General features: G+C 52.3%; 17 protein-coding genes, 2 tRNA genes and 2 rRNA genes (1 of these 21 cut by a window edge). 18 read left to right on the top strand and 3 right to left on the bottom strand.

Features of this window, described 5'->3' with window-relative positions:
- Together TPCCA_RS01125 and rrf are read left to right on the top strand one after the other, a co-directional pair.
- Window positions 1-974 (top strand): 23S ribosomal RNA (locus tag TPCCA_RS01125); it begins 1,979 nt to the left of the window's first position.
- Window positions 975-1,022: 48 nt separating this feature from the next.
- Window positions 1,023-1,133 (top strand): 5S ribosomal RNA (gene rrf, locus TPCCA_RS01130).
- A gap of 13 nt (window positions 1,134-1,146) precedes the next feature.
- Here rrf and TPCCA_RS01135 read toward each other — a convergent pair.
- The 3 genes from TPCCA_RS01135 to TPCCA_RS01145 all read right to left on the bottom strand — a co-directional run bounded on the left by TPCCA_RS01135 (window position 1,147) and on the right by TPCCA_RS01145 (window position 3,535).
- Window positions 1,147-1,833: a CbiQ family ECF transporter T component gene (locus TPCCA_RS01135; RefSeq protein WP_013944908.1), complete on the bottom strand. Its 687-nt coding sequence runs from the start codon at window positions 1,831-1,833 to the stop codon at window positions 1,147-1,149.
- Between the two features lie 52 nt (window positions 1,834-1,885).
- Window positions 1,886-2,653 (bottom strand): energy-coupling factor ABC transporter ATP-binding protein, encoded by a 768-nt coding sequence (locus TPCCA_RS01140; RefSeq protein WP_013944909.1) that lies wholly within the window; start codon window positions 2,651-2,653, stop codon window positions 1,886-1,888.
- Window positions 2,654-2,719: 66 nt separating this feature from the next.
- Window positions 2,720-3,535 carry a biotin transporter BioY gene (locus tag TPCCA_RS01145; protein ID WP_193386055.1) on the bottom strand — a complete coding sequence of 272 codons (816 nt, stop codon included), beginning with the start codon at window positions 3,533-3,535 and terminating at the stop codon, window positions 2,720-2,722.
- Between TPCCA_RS01145 and TPCCA_RS01150 the strand changes: the two genes are divergently transcribed.
- The 16 genes from TPCCA_RS01150 to rpsL all read left to right on the top strand — a co-directional run bounded on the left by TPCCA_RS01150 (window position 3,500) and on the right by rpsL (window position 19,941).
- Window positions 3,500-4,312, top strand: coding sequence for a uracil-DNA glycosylase (locus TPCCA_RS01150; protein ID WP_013944911.1), 813 nt, complete (start codon window positions 3,500-3,502; stop codon window positions 4,310-4,312). The genes TPCCA_RS01145 and TPCCA_RS01150 overlap by 36 nt on opposite strands.
- 4 nt (window positions 4,313-4,316) lie before the next feature.
- Entirely contained in the window at window positions 4,317-6,290 is a 1,974-nt protein-coding gene (gene priA, locus TPCCA_RS01155; protein ID WP_013944912.1) for a replication restart helicase PriA, read from the top strand.
- Between the two features lie 100 nt (window positions 6,291-6,390).
- Window positions 6,391-7,041, top strand: coding sequence for an RluA family pseudouridine synthase (locus TPCCA_RS01160; RefSeq protein WP_013944913.1), 651 nt, complete (start codon window positions 6,391-6,393; stop codon window positions 7,039-7,041).
- A 246-nt stretch (window positions 7,042-7,287) separates the two neighbouring features.
- Window positions 7,288-7,833 (top strand): STAS domain-containing protein, encoded by a 546-nt coding sequence (locus TPCCA_RS01165; RefSeq protein ID WP_013944914.1) that lies wholly within the window; start codon window positions 7,288-7,290, stop codon window positions 7,831-7,833.
- Between the two features lie 134 nt (window positions 7,834-7,967).
- Window positions 7,968-8,040, top strand: a tRNA-Thr gene (locus TPCCA_RS01170).
- Window positions 8,041-8,068: 28 nt separating this feature from the next.
- A complete protein-coding gene (rpmG, locus tag TPCCA_RS01175) occupies window positions 8,069-8,239 on the top strand; it encodes a 50S ribosomal protein L33 (RefSeq protein ID WP_013944915.1) in 171 nt (56 codons plus the stop codon).
- Window positions 8,240-8,293: 54 nt separating this feature from the next.
- Window positions 8,294-8,366 (top strand) — tRNA-Trp (locus TPCCA_RS01180).
- A 22-nt stretch (window positions 8,367-8,388) separates the two neighbouring features.
- A complete protein-coding gene (gene secE, locus TPCCA_RS01185; protein WP_010881683.1) occupies window positions 8,389-8,568 on the top strand; it encodes a preprotein translocase subunit SecE in 180 nt (59 codons plus the stop codon).
- 9 nt (window positions 8,569-8,577) lie between these two features.
- Window positions 8,578-9,135 (top strand): transcription termination/antitermination protein NusG, encoded by a 558-nt coding sequence (gene nusG, locus TPCCA_RS01190; protein ID WP_010881684.1) that lies wholly within the window; start codon window positions 8,578-8,580, stop codon window positions 9,133-9,135.
- Window positions 9,136-9,241: 106 nt separating this feature from the next.
- On the top strand, window positions 9,242-9,682 hold the full coding sequence (rplK, locus tag TPCCA_RS01195) for a 50S ribosomal protein L11 (protein ID WP_010881685.1): 441 nt from the start codon (window positions 9,242-9,244) through the stop codon (window positions 9,680-9,682).
- A complete protein-coding gene (gene rplA / locus TPCCA_RS01200) occupies window positions 9,679-10,359 on the top strand; it encodes a 50S ribosomal protein L1 (RefSeq protein WP_013944916.1) in 681 nt (226 codons plus the stop codon). The genes rplK and rplA overlap by 4 nt, the downstream gene beginning before the upstream one ends.
- 1 nt (window position 10,360) lies before the next feature.
- Window positions 10,361-10,903, top strand: coding sequence for a 50S ribosomal protein L10 (gene rplJ / locus TPCCA_RS01205; RefSeq protein ID WP_013944917.1), 543 nt, complete (start codon window positions 10,361-10,363; stop codon window positions 10,901-10,903).
- Between the two features lie 108 nt (window positions 10,904-11,011).
- Entirely contained in the window at window positions 11,012-11,401 is a 390-nt protein-coding gene (rplL, locus tag TPCCA_RS01210) for a 50S ribosomal protein L7/L12 (RefSeq protein WP_013944918.1), read from the top strand.
- A gap of 263 nt (window positions 11,402-11,664) precedes the next feature.
- Window positions 11,665-15,201 (top strand): DNA-directed RNA polymerase subunit beta, encoded by a 3,537-nt coding sequence (gene rpoB, locus TPCCA_RS01215; protein WP_013944920.1) that lies wholly within the window; start codon window positions 11,665-11,667, stop codon window positions 15,199-15,201.
- Between the two features lie 12 nt (window positions 15,202-15,213).
- On the top strand, window positions 15,214-19,464 hold the full coding sequence (gene rpoC, locus TPCCA_RS01220; protein WP_010881690.1) for a DNA-directed RNA polymerase subunit beta': 4,251 nt from the start codon (window positions 15,214-15,216) through the stop codon (window positions 19,462-19,464).
- Between the two features lie 102 nt (window positions 19,465-19,566).
- Window positions 19,567-19,941 (top strand): 30S ribosomal protein S12, encoded by a 375-nt coding sequence (gene rpsL, locus TPCCA_RS01225; protein ID WP_010881691.1) that lies wholly within the window; start codon window positions 19,567-19,569, stop codon window positions 19,939-19,941.
- Window position 19,942: the final 1 nt, after the last annotated feature.

Consider the following 19,942-nt stretch of genomic DNA (forward strand, 5'->3'; position numbering starts at 1 on the left):
GCGAAATTCCTTGTCGGGTAAGTTCCGACCCGCACGAATGGTGTAACGACTCTGGACACTGTCTCGACGCGAGACTCGGTGAAATTTATGTACCGGTAAAGAAGCCGGTTACCCATAGTTAGACGGAAAGACCCCGTGAACCTTCACCGTAGCTTACTATTGGAACTTGGTTTACCATGTGTAGTATAGGTGGGAGACAGAGAAGCTTGGCCGTCAGGTTAGGCGGAGTCAACAGTGAAATACCACCCTTGGTACGTCAGGTTTCTAACCTTTGGCCGTGGATCCGGCAAAGGGACCGTGGTAGGTGGGCGGTTTGACTGGGGCGGTCGCCTCCTAAAAGGTAACGGAGGTGCGCGAAGGTCTCCTCACACCGGTTGGAAATCGGTGCGCGAGTGTAAAGGCACAAGGAGGCTTAACTGCGAGACCGACAGGTCGAGCAGATACGAAAGTAGGTCTTAGTGATCTGGCGGTAGCGTGTGGAAGCGCCGTCACTTAACGGATAAAAGGTACTCCGGGGATAACAGGCTGATTTTCCCCAAGAGTTCACATCGACGGGAAAGTTTGGCACCTCGATGTCGGCTCATCGCATCCTGGGGCTGAAGCAGGTCCCAAGGGTTTGGCTGTTCGCCAATTAAAGCGGTACGTGAGCTGGGTTCAGAACGTCGCGAGACAGTTCGGTCCCTATCTGCTATGGGCGTTGGATATGTGAGAGGAGCTGCTTTTAGTACGAGAGGACCGAAGTGGACGAACCTCTGGTGTACCAGTTATCCTGCCAAGGGTACGTGCTGGGTAGCTATGTTCGGAAGGGATAACCGCTGAAGGCATCTAAGTGGGAAGCCCGCCTCAAGATTACATATCCCTGAAGGTTGACCTTCCTGAAGACTCCTTGCACACTACAAGGTCGATAGGCTGGAGGTCTACGTACCGTAAGGTATTAAGCCGACCAGTACTAATAAGTCGTGAGGCTTGACCATATTATTCATCCTTCTCCTTCACCCTACCCCTTTGCGTAAAATATTTTGCCTGGTTGCCATGGTGGAGAGGTCATACCCGTTCCCATCCCGAACACGGAAGTCAAGCTCTCCTACGCCGATGATACTGCTCATTCGCGGGAAAGTAGGTAGTAGCCAGGCTCCCCTTTGCCCATCACTCGCTTGACAAAATATTATCCGAAACCTTAAAGTCCGCCCTTCGTAGGGAGAGGTGTTGCGCGCGTTCTAGCAACCGAGTCAATAGTGTTTTTGAAAAATGGAGGGTCGCGTCTACCCAGTTGTAAAGAGAGGTGTTCGCGCGCGTCCGTGCTCTCCACACGAGGCGGAGCTCCGTCCACTCACGAAAGATATCGTGTCCGAAGTACAATACGAGCATCATAACGTAAACTGCACAGGGTGTTGTGTACGCTGTGCTGCGCACATGTAGCACCTTTCCCATACGGAGACACAGGGAGAAAAGTTCCAAACGGGATGTGCACGCGTAAAAAAGTGAAGATGCGCACAGCAATAAAAATAGGCGGATGCCTATATGGTATCCTGCATGCATGTGCTGGTTGATTTGTGTAGCGCTAACAACACCGGTGCTGAAAAATGTGTGCAGGATCTTCAGAGAAAAGAAAAAAACGAGGTAGATACTAACTACACGTATGTGTGCAGCCACGCGTTTCAGAGAACGTGTGACAATGAGCATTAATGCGAGCAGCACAAGTGTAAGCGACGCGTGCATACACCAACTCTGTGCATTACAGCACAGGAGAAGGAGAGCGAAGCTTGCGACTTTCGCTACAGGAGGAGCACGGTGAAGCAGCGATTGCCGGCGTTCATAAAGAGAGAAAAACATACATTTCCTTGACTCCTCCTAGCAGGTGGAAGTACTGCATGCATGCCGCTACCTAGATCCAAAGGAGATCTGAAAGAGTGCGCGGACAGTGCAAAGGATCTCTTAGTCCGTAGCAAGAGAAAATTCTACTGTCGAGTGCATCCTGTGGCGTGCCATCGTAGGAAATGACCCCCTTAGAAAGGATGCATAGACGCGTCGCAGCAGCGAGTATTTTTTCAACCTCATGGGTGATGATAACAAGCGTTTTACCTGCGTGTTTGAGGCTTATGATGAGCTGCACAACCTGACGAACGCTGGGGTAATCTAAGTTTGCAAACGGCTCGTCAAGAATGACTACCTTTGCATCCAAGGCGAGTACGCCGGCAACGGTTAGGCGTCTTTTTTCTCCACCTGAAAGCGCTCGGGCGTAATGGTCACGCCGGTCAAGCAGTGACACGGCTGCAAGTGCGCTGTTGGTACGTGCGTCAATTTCTGCGCGGGAATATCCCCACTGCAGAGGACCGAAGGCGCAGTCCTCAAATACCGTTTCGCCTAGGATCTGGGTGTCTGCATTTTGAAACGCCAGACCGACAGTAGTCCCGCGTGCCATATACACACGGCCGGAGGACGGCGGTTCAAGTCCTGCAAGGATGTTCATGAGCACAGTTTTACCCGAGCCATTTGCACCTGCGAGGACGACACAGTCCCCAGGAAACACCCTAAACGAAACGGAGTGTAATACTTCACAGTCGCGCTCAAAAGACTTACTTACATTGACCAGTTCAAGCAGCGGTCCTGCGCACGACTCCACAGCCGTGTCTGCCGCGACATCTGCGCTCATGCGTCCACAGAAGATGCACCGTGTCCTGTGGCGCGTACACACCCGCGACACGCGAATACTATGGCATCAACCATGACGGTACAAATGGCGGCGAACTGTAGGGGCAAGATGATGGGCGAGTAGGACAACAAGGGCGATTTTCAGGGTGTCGGCAAGAAAAAAGGGAAGGAAGACTCCTAGCATGAGCTCCCCGGTCCTGAGGCCAAGCACGTAACCGAGAACCGGCAGACCGATGGAGTAAATCGAAAGAAAACCAACGAGCGTTGCGACGGTAAGTCTGATCCAAAGAAGGAGTGCGCGTCCACCACCGCGTGGTGGAGTGCAAGACAGGCGGTGGTGCTGCGCGATTGCGCCAGCGAGCGTAGCAGCGAGTATGTATCCAAGGAGGAATCCTCCCGTAGGGGCAAAAAGCGCGGTGTATCCGCCCCGACCTCCTGAAAAAACCGGCAGACCAAGGAGTCCTGCCCCGAGGAAGCTGAGAACGGCGAGTGCACCGTCTCGCGGTCCCAACAATAAACCGGTGAGAACGGCCGCTGCATTCTGCAGTACAAGCGGAACAGGCTTGAGAGGAATGCTAACGAGCGCACTCGAGCTAATGAGTGCGGCAAAAAGCGCAACAAAAGCCAAAGACTTACTACGGTGCATGGTACAGTACTCCTCCGAAGGGCCGATGCGCGGTGTAACACGGAAGGAGGAATCTTTCAATATCTTGGGTGGTGCCACAGGTATAGTTTTTAACAGACTTACCCGAACGGCTGCCAGGTGCGTACGCGTCGGTTCGTTCCCACTGTGCGCGGGCAGAGCTCGTGTAGTGTCTATTGACAGATGCAAGGATCGGGTACCGTCATGTACGCAGTTTATGGTAGGCTCAGTCCTATGCACGCTGGGGACAGAGAGAGTATCGCACGCTTCGTGCGTGTGGTGCGCGATTGTCTGGATTTGTTTCGCACCGAGGGTATTGGGCCCCGTCCTAGGAATGATTCGGTAATTTTACCGAATGCTGCGTGTTCACCGCGTAATCATGCAGGAGAGCGTGCGCAGAGCACTGCCGATGCGTGTGTGAGAAGCAGTGACGGGTCTGTATACACGGACGAAACCTTGCGCGAGGAAATTTTTGCATGCCGTGCGTGTGAGTTGTATCAACAGCGTACACATGCGGTGGTGGGAGAGGGTATTGCAGACGCAGACGTGCTCGTCGTTGGGGAGGCCCCTGGAGCGGAAGAAGATCGAAGCGGTCGTCCGTTCGTAGGACAGTCAGGTAAATTGCTGGACGCAATGCTTGCGGCGATTGGACTTTCGCGTCAGCAAAATTGTTATATCACCAATGTGGTTAAGTGCCGGCCGCCAAGGAACCGCACACCAACACCCCACGAGACTGCGTGTTGTGCACGGTTCCTCCATGCGCATCTTACGCTGCATCGCCCGTGTGCTATTTTGGCGCTCGGCCGCTGCGCCGCACAGCACATGCTCCAAACAACCGATGGTATTGGCAAGTTGCGCGGGCGCTTTTTTACCTATCAGGGGATTCCCCTTCTGGCTACGTACCATCCGAGTGCGTTGTTACGGGATGAAGCGCTGAAACGTCCGGCGTGGGAGGATCTCAAAACGTTTCGTGCACGGTTGCTGCAGTTGAAGCAGGACGCACACATGCCAATATAAAATCATGGCGCCGTGGCTTGAGCTTGTTTTTGACGTTCCACTGGATAAAAGCTTTACGTACCGTGCGTGTGCTGCCCACGCGGGTGAGGCACTCGTGGGTAGACGAGTTCTTGCTCCCTTTGGGGCGCGTACACTCATTGGATTTGTGATAAGTGAATCACATTCTTCGCCTGCTGATTGCGGTGGTGCAGTTGGCACGTTCAAGGAGATCATCCGCGTCATTGACAGGGAAGCGCTTTTTGACCAAACGCATCTTGCGTGTGCGCGTTGGATGGCGCATTTCTACCTGTGTGCCTTAGGTCAGGCGCTGTGTGCGGTGGTTCCGTCTCGGAAACGAGAACGGACATTGTCTTCTTTTGCTTCTTGTGCGGGTGTTCGGCGCACTGACACCTATGCGCTTTCGGGCGAACAGCGCAAGGCGATTGATGCGATTACCGCGAGCACCGGTGCGCGCAGTTTTTATGTGCACGGGGTGACAGGGTCGGGGAAGACGGAAGTGTTCTTGCGCGCAGCCGAGGCAGTCCTTGCGCGTGGCAAGTCGGTTATCTATCTTGTTCCTGAGATAGCGCTCACTCACCAGGTGCTCCAGGAGGTGTATGTGCGCTTTGGCAGTCAGGCGGCGGTGTTGCACTCAGCGCTCAGTGGCAGTCAGCGCCTAGGTGAGTGGCGGCGCATACAGCGCATGCGTCACTGTGTAGTGATTGGAGCTCGAAGTGCAATTTTTGCTCCGTTGAAGCAGCTGGGCCTTGTGATAATGGATGAAGAACATGACAGTTCGTATAAGTCTGCGCATGTGCCGCGCTATCATGCGCGACAGGTAGCGATGTATCGCTGTATGGACGCGAACTGTCCGTTTGTCATGGGGTCTGCAACACCGTCTGTGGAGGCCTGGTACGCGATGCTGCGGGGGGCGGTGCGTCGTTTACCATTGACTGCGCGTGTTGCGGGAGGGGCTCCGCCGCGTTTTGAGGTGGTGGACGTGTCAAAAGAGGCCCTGTTACTCTCTACCCGTCTGGTGGATGAAATACGCAAGACGAAGGAGGCAGGATATCAATCGATGCTCTTTTTGAATCGTCGAGGATTTTCCTATTCGTTTCAGTGTCGCAGCTGTGGATACACGCTGTGTTGCACGCAGTGTGCAGTTCCCTTGACGTGGCACAAACGTGTGGGGGCAATGCAATGTCATTACTGCGGCAGGCAAGAGGCGCCGCCTGAAAGTTGTCCGTGCTGTCATTCATTTGATACCCGATACGGCGGGGTGGGCACAGAGTATATTGAGGAAGCGGTACAGGCGCTATTTCCTGAATACCGTATTGCACGGGTGGACACCGATGCGCTGCGCTCAGGGCACGTGCAGCAGACGATGGAGCAGTTTCGCGCGGGGAAAATCGATGTACTGTTGGGTACGCAAATGATAGCAAAGGGATTTAATTTCCCTACGCTGCGTTTAGTGGGTATTGCCTGCGCAGATACTGGATTGCACACGCCAGACTTTCGCGCCGCCGAGCGGAGTTTTGCCTTGATGATGCAAGTGGCCGGACGTGCGGGTCGCTATGTAGATAACGGCCTGGTCATCATCCAAACACGCAATCCTGCGCATCCTGCGGTGGTGTGTGCGCAGCACGGGGATTGTGAGTCCTTTTATGCGCAAGAACTTGCGCAGCGGGAGGCGCTGTGTTTTCCGCCCTTTGTGCGCCTTATTCGGTTTGTTTTTCGCAGCAAGACGCAGCGCAAGGCTAAAGACGCCGCGTATGCGGCACATGCGCTTTTGACGGCGCAGATGCCTCTGGGTGCGGACGTACTGGGACCTGCAGCGTGTGTGGTGGCGCAGGTGGCAGGCAGCTATCGGATGCAAATACTGCTGCGTGCCCCGTCATTCCCAGTGGTGCAGCAGGTGGCGCGCAGCTTTTTAGATGAATTTCGAGCTCCGGCGGGGGTGTACGTAGAATCTGACGTAGATCCTGTAAATGTGCTGTAGGGCGAGTAGATGTACTCCGTGTTATCCTGCTGTTTGCGTGTTTGGTTGACCGGTAGTATGCGGTGCCTGGTATAGGTGCGGGACGGAAAGGAGAGAGGATGTGGCACTGCCGATTATTTTTCAGGACGCAGCGGTGGTGGCCGTTGATAAGCCGGCAGGACTTGCAGTACAGCCGGGTGCGCGGGTGCGGGTGTGCGTAGTTGACGTATTACAGAAACAGCTTGGGGTGCGTCTGTTTCCTCTGCATCGTTTGGACAAGGACACCGCGGGCGTGCTGCTGTTTGCAAAACATGCACGGGCAGCTGCTCTGTACCAGGGGATTTTAGGCAGCATGCGTGTGATTAAGCGCTATCGCGCACTTTGTTTTGGGCGACCTCCCCGAGAGTGTGGTGATATTCGCGTTCCTATCCGTACCGGTACGGCAGCAAGGCGGTGTCAGGTTGTGCGTGCCGCGCATACTGCATACCGTGTGTTGCGTGCGACTGATACGCATACATATCTTGAACTCACGTTGCACAGTGGTCGGACCCATCAGATTCGTATTCATCTGGCTGCGCTAGGATGTCCTATAATTGGGGATGACAAATACGGTGATTTCGCGCGTAACAAGGCGTGTGCTCGTGCGTGGGGAGTAAAAAGGCTCCAGTTATTCGCACACAGTCTTGTGTTGCCATGTGCATGTAAACCGCTGGTGTTGCGTGCACGTATGCCTGTACACTTCCTGCGTGCTCTTGATGCCGTTGCGCTATGATTGCCTGTAGCAGGGCATTCTGGTAGGCGGTGTGTGGTTTTGAGTTCTGCCGGTAACAGAAAGAGTGTCGTGTGAATTTCAATAGTTTTTCTCTAGGGTGTGTACTGCACTCGTTGTATTTTTGCAGTCGCGAGGGGAGGGGAGCGGTCCCCTGCTGCTGTACTGTCTGTAGGGAAGATACCGGCGCCTATTGTTATATCGGGCTATTTGTGCTAGAGTGCGCAAAACTGCTAGTGGGGATGGCCTATGGGTACTGTTGTTCCGGGATTCGATGACGAGAAAGACGAAAGTCTTAGGATGAATCTGCAAAAGATCGATGACCTTGGGGGTGGCGTCGTTGTTTTCCTCAACGGGTACATCGATACTTACAATTCTTCCTTTTTTCAAAAGAGGATTGCGAAGGTTATCGATGCAGGCTACACGCGTATTGTATTTAACTGCGCCTCTTTGAATTATGTCTCCTCCACTGGAATTGGTTCTTTTACGGCGTTTCTAAAAACGGTCAAGCCTAAAGGTGGCGATATTGTTCTCCTCGATATTCAGCCGAAGGTGTATGAGGTTTTCCAGTTACTTGGTTTTTCTCAGTTTTTTAACATTCGCGATTCTATTGCGGATGCAGTTAGCCTTTTTAGGAACAAGGTCTCACCGCTGAAGGTGGACACCTTTCCGAAGGTGTTTTCTTGCCCGATCTGCTCTAAGAAGTTAAAGGCGACTAAGCAGGGGCGTTTTCGTTGTTCCGAATGTAAGACGATTCTCGCCCTTGACGCGAGCGCACACGTGTCTCTCGGTTAGGTGACGCGCCTTTCTTTCTGGGGCAGGCTGGTTGGCTGCCTGTTTAGGGAGGTGTTTCGTGCTTGATGTGTGAGGTGAGGCGTTGTACAATGCGGGCCGGCCCTCCGGGCGGCTCGGGGAGTCCTGTCTGTGTTGCTTCTGTAGCTCAGTTGGCAGAGCGCAACCATGGTAAGGTTGAGGTCAGCGGTTCAATCCCGCTCGGAAGCTTCCGTCTGTGGATGTGAGGAGGGGTGGTATGGCAAAGAGGACGGCGGTGGAGCTTATTGCGCTTCAGTGCACTGAATGCAAGCGGCGTAATTACACCACTTCAAAAAACCGACGTAACGTTCAGGAAAAGCTCGAGCTCAAGAAGTATTGTCCTTTTGAGCGTAGACGTGTGCTGCATAGAGAGGCGAAGATAAAGTAGGCTGTCGTCATATCTGTTACGCACGGGGTTTTCTGGTGTTTTCCGGGGATTTGTGGGTCAGTAGCTCTAATGGCAGAGCGTCGGTCTCCAAAACCGAATGTTGAAGGTTCGAGTCCTTCCTGGCCTGAGTGCTTTCGAAAAGGTGTTTCATGTTGAAGTTCGCAAAGTTTCGTAGGGAGTGCGTTGCCGAGTTCAGGAGGGTGGTGTGGCCTGCGCGCACTCAGGTACATACCGCGGTTAAGGTAGTGCTCGTCTCTACCGTTGTCATGGCGCTTTTCCTCGGGCTTATCGATGCTCTGTTCGTGGCGTTGCTGAGTTTCTTCTTCTGAGGGGATAGAATGGCGAAAGAGTGGTATATTCTGCACACGTTCTCGGGTCGCGAGGCAAGGGTGGAGCGGGCTGTCCGTATGCTCGTGGAGCATGCGAGGATTCCAACGAACGTTATCTTTGATATAAAAATCCCTGAGGAACTGCTTACCGAGGTGAAAGATGGTAAGAAGAGGGTGGTTAGGCGTAAGTTTTTCCCTGGTTACTTGTTGGTGGAAATGGATTTGCCCGAGGTTGACTGGAGGATAGTGTGTAACGAGGTGCGCAGGATTCCTGGTGTTTCCGGTTTTTTGGGTTCTTCGGGCAATGCGAAGCCTCAGGCGGTTTCTGCGGATGAAGCTCGGCGTATTTTGCAGAAGGCGGGGGAAATTAAGGGGGATAGGACTCCTCGTATCGCTCAGACTTTTTTGGTTGGACAACAGGTGAGGATCGTTGAGGGGCCGTTTGCTACTTTCTCGGGTGAGGTGGAGGAGGTGATGAGTGAACGCAACAAGGTGCGTGTGGCAGTCACCATCTTTGGCCGCGCTACTCCTGTGGAGTTGGAGCTAGTCCAGGTGGAGGCGCTCTGATTTTCTTCTTCCAGGGTGGAGAGTGTTGCAATGCGCATGATTGCCTGCCGTTTACGCGTTGGTTTCGGGTGTTTTGTTGTTTTTTACGTCATAAGGAGAGGCCAATATGGCAGCGAAGAAGAAAGTGGTTACTCAGATAAAGCTGCAGTGTCCTGCAGGCAAGGCGACGCCCGCGCCGCCGGTTGGGCCTGCGCTTGGGCCGCACGGGGTTAGTGCCCCGCAGTTTGTGCAGCAGTTTAATGACCGTACTAAATCCATGGAGCCTGGGTTGGTGGTGCCAGTGGTTGTCACCGTCTATTCTGACAAGAGTTTTTCGTTTGTGCTGAAAACGCCGCCTGCGGCTGTTCTTATTAGGAAGGCGTGTGGGATCGAAAAAGGATCGACGAATTCTGTTAAGCAGAAGGTTGCGCGCTTGTCGCTGGCGCAGTTAACGGAGATTGCTCAAGTGAAATTACCTGATATGAGCGCTTTAACTCTCGATGCTGCGAAGCGTATCATCGCGGGTACGGCACGCAGCATGGGGGTGGAGGTAGAGCGTTCATTATGAAGAGGGGGAAGAAGTATCGCGCTGCCGTTGCGCGTTATGATCGCGCCGAGCGGTTCAGCCTTGACCGTGCGGTAGGTTTGCTTAAGGAAGTGAGGTATGCTTCCTTTGACGAGACGGTGGAGGTGCACGTTAGTCTGAGGCTTAAGAAGAATCAGACGGTGAGGGATACGGTTGTGCTCCCCCACCGTTTTCGGGCCGAGGTTCGTGTGCTCGTTTTTTGTAAAGAGGATCGTGTTTCGGAAGCGCTTGCTGCAGGTGCTGCCTATGCAGGCGATGCTGAATATCTTGAGAAGGTAAAAGGAGGCTGGTTTGACTTCGACGTGGTCGTTGCTAGTCCTGACATGATGAAGGACGTCGGTCGTCTTGGTATGGTGTTAGGTCGCAGAGGGCTGATGCCTAACCCGAGGACTGGCACGGTCAGTGCGGACTTGGGGGCTGCTGTCTGTGAGTTGAAAAAGGGGCGTGTCGAGTTTCGCGCGGATAAGACAGGTGTGGTCCATCTAGCAGTAGGGAAAACGACGATGGACTCTGCGCAGATTGTAGAGAATGTTGACGTGTTTCTGTCGGAGATGGATCGCAAGAAGCCCGTTGACGTAAAAGCTGGTTTTGTCCGTTCGATTTCGCTCAGCTCCAGTATGGGGCCTGGGATTTGGGTTGTCCATAAGTCAGAGGAGTAGTATGGCAGTACGCGCACGAAGGCTGCAGCCGGCAAAGGTGGCTGCTGTCGAGAGCCTTACGCGTGATTTGGGTGAGGCTTCTTCTTATATCTTTACGGAGTATCGGGGGCTTACGGTTGAGCAGCTGACCGCGTTGCGCCGCGCGCTGCGCGAATTCTCGTGCGTGTATCGGGTGGTGCGTAACAATTTTGCGAATATCGCCTTTACGTCCCTAAACATGACGGTGGGAGAGTATCTGGTGGGGCCCACGGCCATCGCCCTAGTGGACACGGAGCATGCGAATGGCGTCGCGCGTGTGCTGTTCGATTTTGCAAAGGAAGTGCCTGCCTTAGTGGTGAAGGGTGCAATTCTTGATGGGGAGGTGTTTGACGCTTCGAAGGTAGAAGCGTATTCGAAGCTTCCTGGAAAGAAAGAGCTCATTTCCATGTTCTTGTCTGCGCTGAATGCAACGACGGTGAAGTTCGTACGCGTATTACAGGCTGTGATGGATAAAAGGGATGAGGGTGTAGAAGTTTCCGTGGTGTCGGGAGGTGATTCGTCCTAGGCGGTTGTTGTAACTTAGTTACGGGGTATGTGTTAGGCGGTCAGGCTTCTGAGGTGCTGTCTTCCTGTCCGTTTATAGGGGTTATTTCGCATACAAGGAGAAGATAATATGGCGGCGTTGAGTAATGAACAGATTATTGAGGCGATTCGGGGCAAGACCATCCTGGAGCTTTCTGAGCTTATCAAGGCGGTGGAGGAGGAGTTTGGAGTTACCGCGGCTGTGCCGGTAGCGCCGGTAGCGGAAGGTGGCGGAGCAGGTTCTGTAGCCGCTGAGGAGCAGACAGAGTTTGCTGTTGTGCTCAAAGGACTTGCAGAACCAGGCAAAAAAATCGCGGTCATTAAAGAGGTGCGCAACGTTATCTCAGGGCTTGGCCTAAAAGAGGCGAAGGATCTGGTGGAGGGTGCGCCAAAGACTTTGAAAGAAAATGTGTCCAAGGAAGAGGCGGCAAAGATAAAAGAGTCAATGACCGCAGCGGGTGCGCTCATTGAGATTTCCTAGTGTCTGGTTTTTTTTTGCATGCGTCCGGCGCGTCGTTGTGTGCCTCTGACACCCTTTCGTGTGGGAGGGCGTCGCGCTTTTGAGTAGAGCGTGGGCTTCTATTTCTTTTCATACTTGTTCTCGGCATTTTGGCATGCGGGTTGAGTCGCGTTCTCCTCGCTTGAGTGGAGGGGACGGCGTCTCCCCTGTGTGGGGAGTATTACGGTAGAGCGTGTGGTATAGGGAGCACCGTGTCGGTTCGGTGCAGCTTGAGGGGGGAGTGCATGTCAGCACGAGTTTGCAAAACACACAGAGTATACGTGGGAAAGGATGTCAGGAATTTTATGGACATCCCGGATCTCATCGAAATCCAGCTCCGATCTTACGACACCTTTCTGCATGGGGCCCGGAATGCACCGTCCGGCGCCGACACCCTTATCTCCGGTACTACAGAGGAGCTCGGCCTCGAAGACGTATTCAAGACTACCTTTCCTATCGAGAGCTCTACGGGGGACATGACGCTCGAGTACCAATCATACTCCCTTGATGAGAAAAACATCAAGTTCTCCGAGGCGGAGTGCAAACAAAAGGGTTTGACGTACGCCATTCCGCTGAAGGCGCTTGTTGATTTACGTTTCAACAATACGGGGGAGATTAGGCGCAAAGACATTTATATGGGAGATATCCCCAAGATGACTGAACGCGGCACCTTTATCATCAACGGTGCGGAGCGTGTGGTGGTATCCCAGATCCATCGTTCCCCTGGTGTTGTTTTTTCTCATGAGAAGGACAAGGAAGGACGGGAGGTATTCTCCAGCCGCATTATTCCGTACCGGGGAAGCTGGCTTGAATTTGAAATTGATCAGAAAAAAGATCTCATCTATGCAAAGCTTGATAAAAAGAGACGTATCCTAGGCACCGTGTTTTTGCGTGCGTTGCACTACGAAACGCGTGAGCAAATCATCGAGGCCTTTTACGCCATAGAAAAGACACCTGTTTGTCAGGATCGTGCGGAGTACGAGCTGCTCACAGGTAAGATCCTGGCACGATCGGTGACGGTGGAAAATGAGCAGGGTGAAACCCGGGTGTTGTACAAAGCAGGAGAGAAAATCCATCCCCATGTCATCGATGATCTGCTGCAAAACGGCATATGTGAGGTCTACGTTATTAACCTTGAAGCGGAAGGTTCGTTGCGTTCTGCGGTCGTTATCAATTGTCTTGAACGAGAGGAAATGAAGTTCTCTAAGTCGGGTGCACAGGACGAGCTTTCGCGTGAAGAGGCACTGTGTATTGTATACTCAGCGCTAAGACCAAGCGATCCTATGACCATGGACGCGGCGGAAAAAGATTTGCAGACAATGTTTTTCTCCCCACGTCGCTATGATTTAGGGCGGGTGGGGCGCTACAAGCTGAACAAGAAATTTCGCTCTGACTCGCCGACTACTGAGTGCACGCTCACCCTCGACGATATCGTAAATACCATGAAATTTCTCATCAGAATGTATAGCGGTGATGCACAGGAAGATGATATCGATCACCTGGGCAACCGTCGTATTCGTTCGGTGGGGGAATTAATGACCAATACGTTAAAAACGGCCTTTTTGCGCATGGAACGTATTGCGAAGGAGCGTATGAGTTCTAAGGAAACGGAAACGATCAAGCCGCAGGATCTCATTTCCATAAAACCTATCATGGCTGCGATTAAGGAGTTCTTTGGTGCAAGTCAGCTTTCTCAGTTCATGGATCAGGTCAATCCGCTGGCGGAGTTGACACACAAGCGACGTTTGAACGCACTTGGTCCTGGTGGACTTTCAAGGGAGCGTGCTGGGTTTGAGGTACGCGATGTGCACTACACGCACTACGGTCGGATGTGTCCCATTGAGACCCCCGAGGGACCAAATATCGGTTTAATTGTTTCTATGGCCAATTACGCACGCGTTAACGGGTATGGGTTCTTGGAGGTGCCTTATGTACGGGTGCGTGACGGAGTTGTTACGAAAGAGATTGAGTACCTGGATGCTATGGACGAGGATCGCTACTACATTGGGCAGGATTCTACGGCGGTAGGACCGGACGGAGTCATCCGTGTAGATCATGTCTCTTGTCGGCACCGGGGGGATTACAGTACGCGTAGTCCTAAGGATATCCAGTATATGGATGTTTCCCCCAAGCAGATAATTTCTGTTTCTGCTTCTCTCATACCGTTTCTTGAGCATGATGATGCTAACCGTGCGTTAATGGGGTCGAACATGCAACGGCAGGGAGTGCCGCTTATTTTTCCTGAACCCCCGCGCGTGGGTACAGGCATGGAAGAGAAGTGTGCATATGACTCTGGAGTGCTGGTGAAGGCAAAGCAAGACGGAACGGTTGCCTACGTTTCCTCAGAGAAGATAGTGGTTTGTTCCGCCGCGGCGTCTGGGGAAGAGCAGAAGATCGTGTATCCGTTACTTAAGTATCAGCGGACAAATCAGGATACCTGTTACCACCAGCGGCCAATAGTGCACGTGGGAGATCGGGTACAGGTAGGAGATGCGCTTGCAGACGGTCCTGCAACGTATCGAGGGGAGCTTGCGCTTGGCAGAAACATTCTAGTTGGTTTTGTGCCGTGGAACGGTTACAACTACGAGGATGCCATTTTGATTTCTCACCGGGTGGTAAAGGAGGATATGTTCACCTCGGTTCACATCAAAGAATTTTCTACTGAGGTGCGTGAAACCAAGCTGGGTTCTGAACGAATGACGAATGATATCCCGAATAAGTCTGAGAAGAATCTGGATAATTTGGATGCAGAAGGGATCATTCGTATTGGGTCAAAGGTGCGTGCGGGGGACGTGCTTATCGGAAAGATTACGCCAAAAAGCGAGTCTGAGACGACGCCAGAGTTTAGGCTGCTGAATTCTATTTTTGGGGAGAAGGCGAAGGAAGTGCGTGATTCTTCTCTACGTGTGCCGCATGGAGTTGAGGGTACAGTCATTGACGTGCAGCGACTCAGGCGTTCGGAGGGAGATGATTTAAACCCCGGGGTGTCAGAGGTGGTGAAGGTTCTTATCGCTACCAAGCGTAAGCTGCGTGAAGGGGATAAAATGGCCGGTCGCCACGGTAACAAGGGTATCGTTGCGCGCATCCTTCCTGAAGAAGACATGCCGTATCTGGATGATGGTACCCCGCTTGATGTCTGTTTGAACCCGCTCGGTGTACCTTCTCGTATGAACATAGGACAGATTCTTGAATCTGAATTGGGACTTGCGGGGTTGCGGCTTGACGAATGGTATGAGTCTCCTGTCTTTCAATCTCCAAGCAACGAGCAGATTGGGGAAAAGTTGATGCAGGCAGGTTTTCCGACTAATTCAAAAGTGATGCTGCGTGACGGACGCACGGGGGATTATTTTCAAAACCCTGTATTTGTGGGGGTTATTTACTTTATGAAGCTTGCGCATCTAGTGGATGACAAAATGCACGCCCGCTCTACAGGTCCATATTCGCTTGTGACGCAGCAACCCTTAGGGGGTAAAGCGCAGTTTGGAGGGCAGCGTCTCGGGGAAATGGAGGTGTGGGCGCTTGAAGCCTACGGCGCGGCGAATACCCTGCAGGAGTTGCTAACGATTAAATCGGATGATATGCACGGGCGTTCTAAAATTTATGAGGCAATTGTAAAGGGGGAGGCTTCGTCTCCTACCGGTATTCCTGAATCTTTTAACGTGTTGGTGCAGGAGCTGCGGGGACTTGCGCTCGACTTTACGATTTACGATGCGAAGGGCAAGCAGATTCCGCTCACTGAGCGCGATGAAGAAATGACGAATAAGATTGGCTCTAAATTTTAAGGGGTGCAGGGAATGAAGGATATCCGGGATTTTGACAGTTTACAAATAAAGCTTGCCTCCCCTGATACCATTCGGGCATGGTCCTATGGAGAGGTGAAAAAGCCTGAGACAATTAATTACCGCACGTTGCGTCCTGAACGTGAAGGGCTTTTTTGTGAACGCATTTTTGGTACTACAAAGGAATGGGAATGCTTTTGTGGAAAGTTTAAGTCAATTCGGTACCGGGGTGTTATCTGCGATCGGTGCGGGGTGGAGGTAACGCATTTCAAGGTTCGCAGGGAGCGCATGGGGCATATTGAGCTTGCAACGCCTGTTTCTCATATTTGGTACTACCGTTGTGTACCAAGTAGAATGGGTTTGTTACTCGATCTGCAGGTGATCGCACTGCGTTCTGTTTTGTACTATGAGAAGTACATAGTCATAGAGCCGGGCGACACCGATTTAAAAAAGAATCAGTTGCTCACTGAAACTGAGTACAATGACGCGCAGGAACGCTACGGTGGCGGCTTTACGGCGGGAATGGGAGCGGAGGCTATCCGCACCCTTTTGCAAAACCTTGACCTTGATGCGCTTGTTGCACAGTTGCGTGAGAAGATGATGGAGAAGGGTGCGAAAAGCGACAAACGCTTGCTGCGTCGCATAGAGATCGTAGAAAACTTTCGGGTGTCGGGAAATAAGCCGGAATGGATGATTTTGAGCGTTATCCCGGTGATCCCGCCTGATTTGCGTCCTATGGTGCAGCTCGACGGGGGGCGTTTTGCTACCTCAGATCTCAATGACCTGTATCGGCGTGTGATCCACCGCAATAGCCGTTTGATTCGGCTCATGGAACTGAAGGCGCCGGATATCATCATTCGGAACGAAAAGCGCATGTTGCAAGAGGCAGTGGACGCGCTTTTTGATAATTCTAAGCGCAAGCCCGCGATTAAAGGTGCGTCAAACCGGCCGCTTAAGTCTATTTCTGACATGCTCAAGGGGAAGCAAGGGCGTTTTCGCCAGAATCTTTTGGGCAAGCGGGTCGACTATTCCGGGCGTTCGGTTATCGTAGTGGGGCCTGAACTTAAGTTGTGGCAGTGCGGGTTGCCTACAAAAATGGCGCTTGAGCTGTTTAAGCCCTTTATTATGAAAAAGCTGGTTGAGAAAGAAATTGTCTCGAACATCAAAAAGGCAAAGATGCTCGTGGAACAAGAGTCGCCGAAGGTATTTTCGGTGTTGGATGAAGTGGTAAAAGAGCATCCGGTTATGCTTAATCGGGCGCCGACATTGCATCGATTGGGCATTCAGGCTTTTGAGCCGGTGTTGGTGGAGGGGAAGGCGATTCGTCTTCATCCGCTTGTGTGTAAACCTTTTAATGCTGATTTTGATGGGGATCAAATGGCGGTGCATGTGCCGCTGACGCAGGCGGCACAGATGGAGTGTTGGACGCTCATGTTGTCGAACCGCAATTTGCTTGACCCTGCAAATGGGCGCACGATTGTGTATCCGTCTCAGGACATGGTTCTGGGTTTGTATTATCTGACAAAGGAACGCTCTCTGCCGGAGGGTGCTCGTCCTCGCCGTTTTTCCTCGGTGGAGGAGGTAATGATGGCTGCGGAAAAGGGGGTAATCGGCTGGCAGGATCAGATTCAAGTGCGGTATCACAAATGTGATGGTCAGCTTGTGGTCACTACTGCAGGAAGGCTTGTGTTGAATGAGGAAGTTCCCGCAGAGATTCCTTTTGTCAACGAAACGCTTGATGACAAACGCATCAGGAAATTAATTGAGCGGGTGTTCAAGCGTCAGGATTCTTGGCTTGCGGTGCAGATGCTCGATGCACTGAAAACTATCGGTTATACCTACGCGACCTTCTTTGGTGCAACGCTCAGTATGGACGACATCATCGTGCCTGAGCAGAAGGTGCAGATGCTCGAAAAGGCGAACAAGGAAGTGCTAGCGATTGCGAGTCAATACCGCGGGGGGCACATCACGCAAGAGGAGCGTTATAATCGCGTCGTTGAGGTGTGGTCCAAAACAAGTGAGGAGCTCACTTCGCTCATGATGGAAACACTTGAGCGCGACAAGGATGGATTTAATACCATTTACATGATGGCTACCTCAGGTGCGCGCGGGAGTCGCAATCAAATCCGCCAACTGGCGGGAATGCGTGGCTTAATGGCAAAGCCGAGTGGGGATATCATCGAATTGCCTATTCGTTCTAATTTTAAAGAGGGACTCAATGTCATTGAGTTTTTTATTTCTACCAACGGTGCACGCAAAGGGCTCGCAGACACTGCGCTAAAGACCGCTGATGCGGGGTATTTGACACGTCGTCTGGTTGATATCGCGCAAGATGTGGTGGTGAACGAGGAGGACTGTGGTACCATCAATGGCATTGAATATCGCGCGGTGAAGTCCGGCGATGAAATTATTGAATCGCTTGCTGAGCGCATCGTAGGAAAGTATACGCTTGAACGTGTAGAACACCCCATCACCCATGAACTGCTGCTCGATGTGAACGAATACATCGACGATGAGCGTGCAGAAAAGGTGGAAGAAGCGGGCGTGGAGTCAGTGAAGTTGCGCACCGTGCTCACGTGCGAATCTAAGCGAGGAGTGTGTGTGTGCTGCTACGGGCGGAATCTTGCACGCAACAAAATTGTAGAAATTGGGGAGGCGGTTGGGATTGTAGCCGCTCAGTCCATTGGTCAGCCGGGTACGCAGCTGACAATGCGCACGTTCCATGTTGGGGGTACGGCAAGCAGTACTACGGAAGAGAACCGCATCACGTTTAAGTATCCCATACTGGTAAAGAGTATTGAGGGGGTGCATGTGAAAATGGAGGATGGCTCTCAGCTGTTCACGCGTCGGGGGACGCTCTTTTTTCACAAAACTCTGGCAGAGTATCAGCTTCAAGAGGGTGACAGCGTGCAGGTGCGTGACCGCGCGCGGGTGCTAAAGGATGAGGTTCTCTACCACACCACCGATGGGCAGACAGTGTACGCTTCGGTGAGTGGTTTTGCGCGTATAATCGATCGAACCGTGTACCTGGTAGGGCCTGAGCAAAAGACGGAAATTCGCAATGGTTCTAATGTAGTAATCAAGGCAGACGAGTATGTGCCGCCCGGAAAGACCGTGGCTACGTTTGATCCGTTCACTGAACCTATTTTGGCAGAGCAGGATGGCTTTGTGCGGTACGAAGATATTATTTTGGGCTCTACGCTCATCGAAGAGGTAAATACTGAAACGGGGATGGTGGAGCGCAGGATTACGACGTTGAAAACAGGAATACAGCTTCAACCGCGGGTATTCATCTCTGATGAGTCGGGGAATGCGCTGGGTTCGTACTACTTGCCAGAGGAAGCGCGCTTGATGGTTGAAGAAGGCGCGCAGGTGAAGGCGGGTACGGTCATTGTAAAACTGGCAAAAGCAATTCAAAAGACGTCGGATATTACAGGGGGGCTGCCGCGTGTTTCTGAATTATTTGAAGCGCGGCGCCCTAAGAATGCGGCTGTCTTGGCACAGATTTCTGGGGTTGTGTCGTTCAAAGGACTGTTTAAGGGTAAGCGTATTGTCGTGGTGCGTGACCATTACGGGAAGGAATATAAGCACCTCGTGTCCATGTCGCGTCAGCTTTTAGTACGTGATGGAGATACGGTTGAGGCGGGCGAACGCTTGTGTGATGGTTGCTTTGATCCCCATGATATCCTGGCAATTCTGGGTGAAAATGCTTTGCAAAACTATTTGATGAATGAGATCCGTGACGTGTATCGTGTGCAGGGTGTTTCAATCAATGACCAGCACATTGGTTTAGTGGTGCGGCAAATGCTACGAAAGACAGAGGTTGTCTCGGTTGGGGACACGCGTTTTATCTACGGGCAACAGGTGGATAAGTACCGTTTTCACGAAGAGAACCGTCGGGTTGAAGCGGAAGGGGGGCAGCCTGCGGTTGCGCGCCCAATGTTCCAGGGTATAACGAAGGCGGCGTTGAACATAGACTCTTTCATATCTGCGGCATCTTTCCAAGAAACGAACAAGGTGCTCACCAATGCGGCGATTGCAGGCTCTGTTGATGACTTGTGTGGGTTGAAGGAGAACGTCATTATAGGGCACTTAATTCCTGCAGGTACGGGGATGCGGCGTTATCGTCAGGTGAAGCTGTTTGACAAGAACAAGCGGGATCTTGATGTGCAGATGGAGGAAGTTATCAGGCGTAGAAAACTTGAAGAGGAGGCGCTTGCCCAGGCAGTTGCGGGTATGGAAGGGGAACCTGAAGGCGAAGCGTGACGGATTGACCTGGTTTGGCTATTCTGAGTATCCTAGCCGCGTGTGCTGTGTGCGGCAAGGTTTACGGTGTTGAGGATTTTTTTGGGGAAGTGAGCGAAAAGAATGCCAACAATTAATCAATTGACGAGGATAGGGCGTAAGGCGGTTTTTTCTCGTACGAAGAGCCCTGCGTTGCAGGCTTGTCCGCAGAAGCGCGGAGTGTGTACGCGTGTGATGACAGTTACGCCAAAAAAGCCGAATTCTGCTCTGCGTAAGGTGGCGCGTGTGCGTCTAAGTAGCGGGGTTGAAGTGACGGCGTACATTCCCGGGATTGGGCATAATTTGCAGGAGCACTCGATTGTGCTGATTCGCGGTGGACGTGTGAAAGATTTACCTGGAGTACGTTATCATATTATCCGGGGGGCCAAGGACACTCTTGGCGTGGTGGATCGTAAGCGCGGTCGTTCAAAGTACGGGGCTAAGCGCCCTCGGGCGTAGG

Source organism: Treponema paraluiscuniculi Cuniculi A (assembly GCF_000217655.1).
GTDB lineage: Bacteria > Spirochaetota > Spirochaetia > Treponematales > Treponemataceae > Treponema > Treponema pallidum.

Excerpts from the sequence above, each read along its gene's own strand:
- nusG (WP_010881684.1), top strand. The coding sequence starts at position 8,578 with ATGGCGAAAGAGTGGTATATTCTGCACACGTTCTCGGGTCGCGAGGCA.
- rplK (WP_010881685.1), top strand. The coding sequence starts at position 9,242 with ATGGCAGCGAAGAAGAAAGTGGTTACTCAGATAAAGCTGCAGTGTCCT.
- TPCCA_RS01140 (WP_013944909.1), bottom strand. The coding sequence starts at position 2,653 with ATGAGCGCAGATGTCGCGGCAGACACGGCTGTGGAGTCGTGCGCAGGA.
- TPCCA_RS01150 (WP_013944911.1), top strand. The coding sequence starts at position 3,500 with ATGTACGCAGTTTATGGTAGGCTCAGTCCTATGCACGCTGGGGACAGA.
- rpmG (WP_013944915.1), top strand. The coding sequence starts at position 8,069 with ATGGCAAAGAGGACGGCGGTGGAGCTTATTGCGCTTCAGTGCACTGAA.
- secE (WP_010881683.1), top strand. The coding sequence starts at position 8,389 with ATGTTGAAGTTCGCAAAGTTTCGTAGGGAGTGCGTTGCCGAGTTCAGG.
- TPCCA_RS01135 (WP_013944908.1), bottom strand. The coding sequence starts at position 1,833 with ATGTTTTTCTCTCTTTATGAACGCCGGCAATCGCTGCTTCACCGTGCT.
- rplA (WP_013944916.1), top strand. The coding sequence starts at position 9,679 with ATGAAGAGGGGGAAGAAGTATCGCGCTGCCGTTGCGCGTTATGATCGC.
- rplL (WP_013944918.1), top strand. The coding sequence starts at position 11,012 with ATGGCGGCGTTGAGTAATGAACAGATTATTGAGGCGATTCGGGGCAAG.
- rplJ (WP_013944917.1), top strand. The coding sequence starts at position 10,361 with ATGGCAGTACGCGCACGAAGGCTGCAGCCGGCAAAGGTGGCTGCTGTC.
- rpoB (WP_013944920.1), top strand. The coding sequence starts at position 11,665 with ATGTCAGCACGAGTTTGCAAAACACACAGAGTATACGTGGGAAAGGAT.
- TPCCA_RS01165 (WP_013944914.1), top strand. The coding sequence starts at position 7,288 with ATGGGTACTGTTGTTCCGGGATTCGATGACGAGAAAGACGAAAGTCTT.
- priA (WP_013944912.1), top strand. The coding sequence starts at position 4,317 with ATGGCGCCGTGGCTTGAGCTTGTTTTTGACGTTCCACTGGATAAAAGC.
- rpoC (WP_010881690.1), top strand. The coding sequence starts at position 15,214 with ATGAAGGATATCCGGGATTTTGACAGTTTACAAATAAAGCTTGCCTCC.
- rpsL (WP_010881691.1), top strand. The coding sequence starts at position 19,567 with ATGCCAACAATTAATCAATTGACGAGGATAGGGCGTAAGGCGGTTTTT.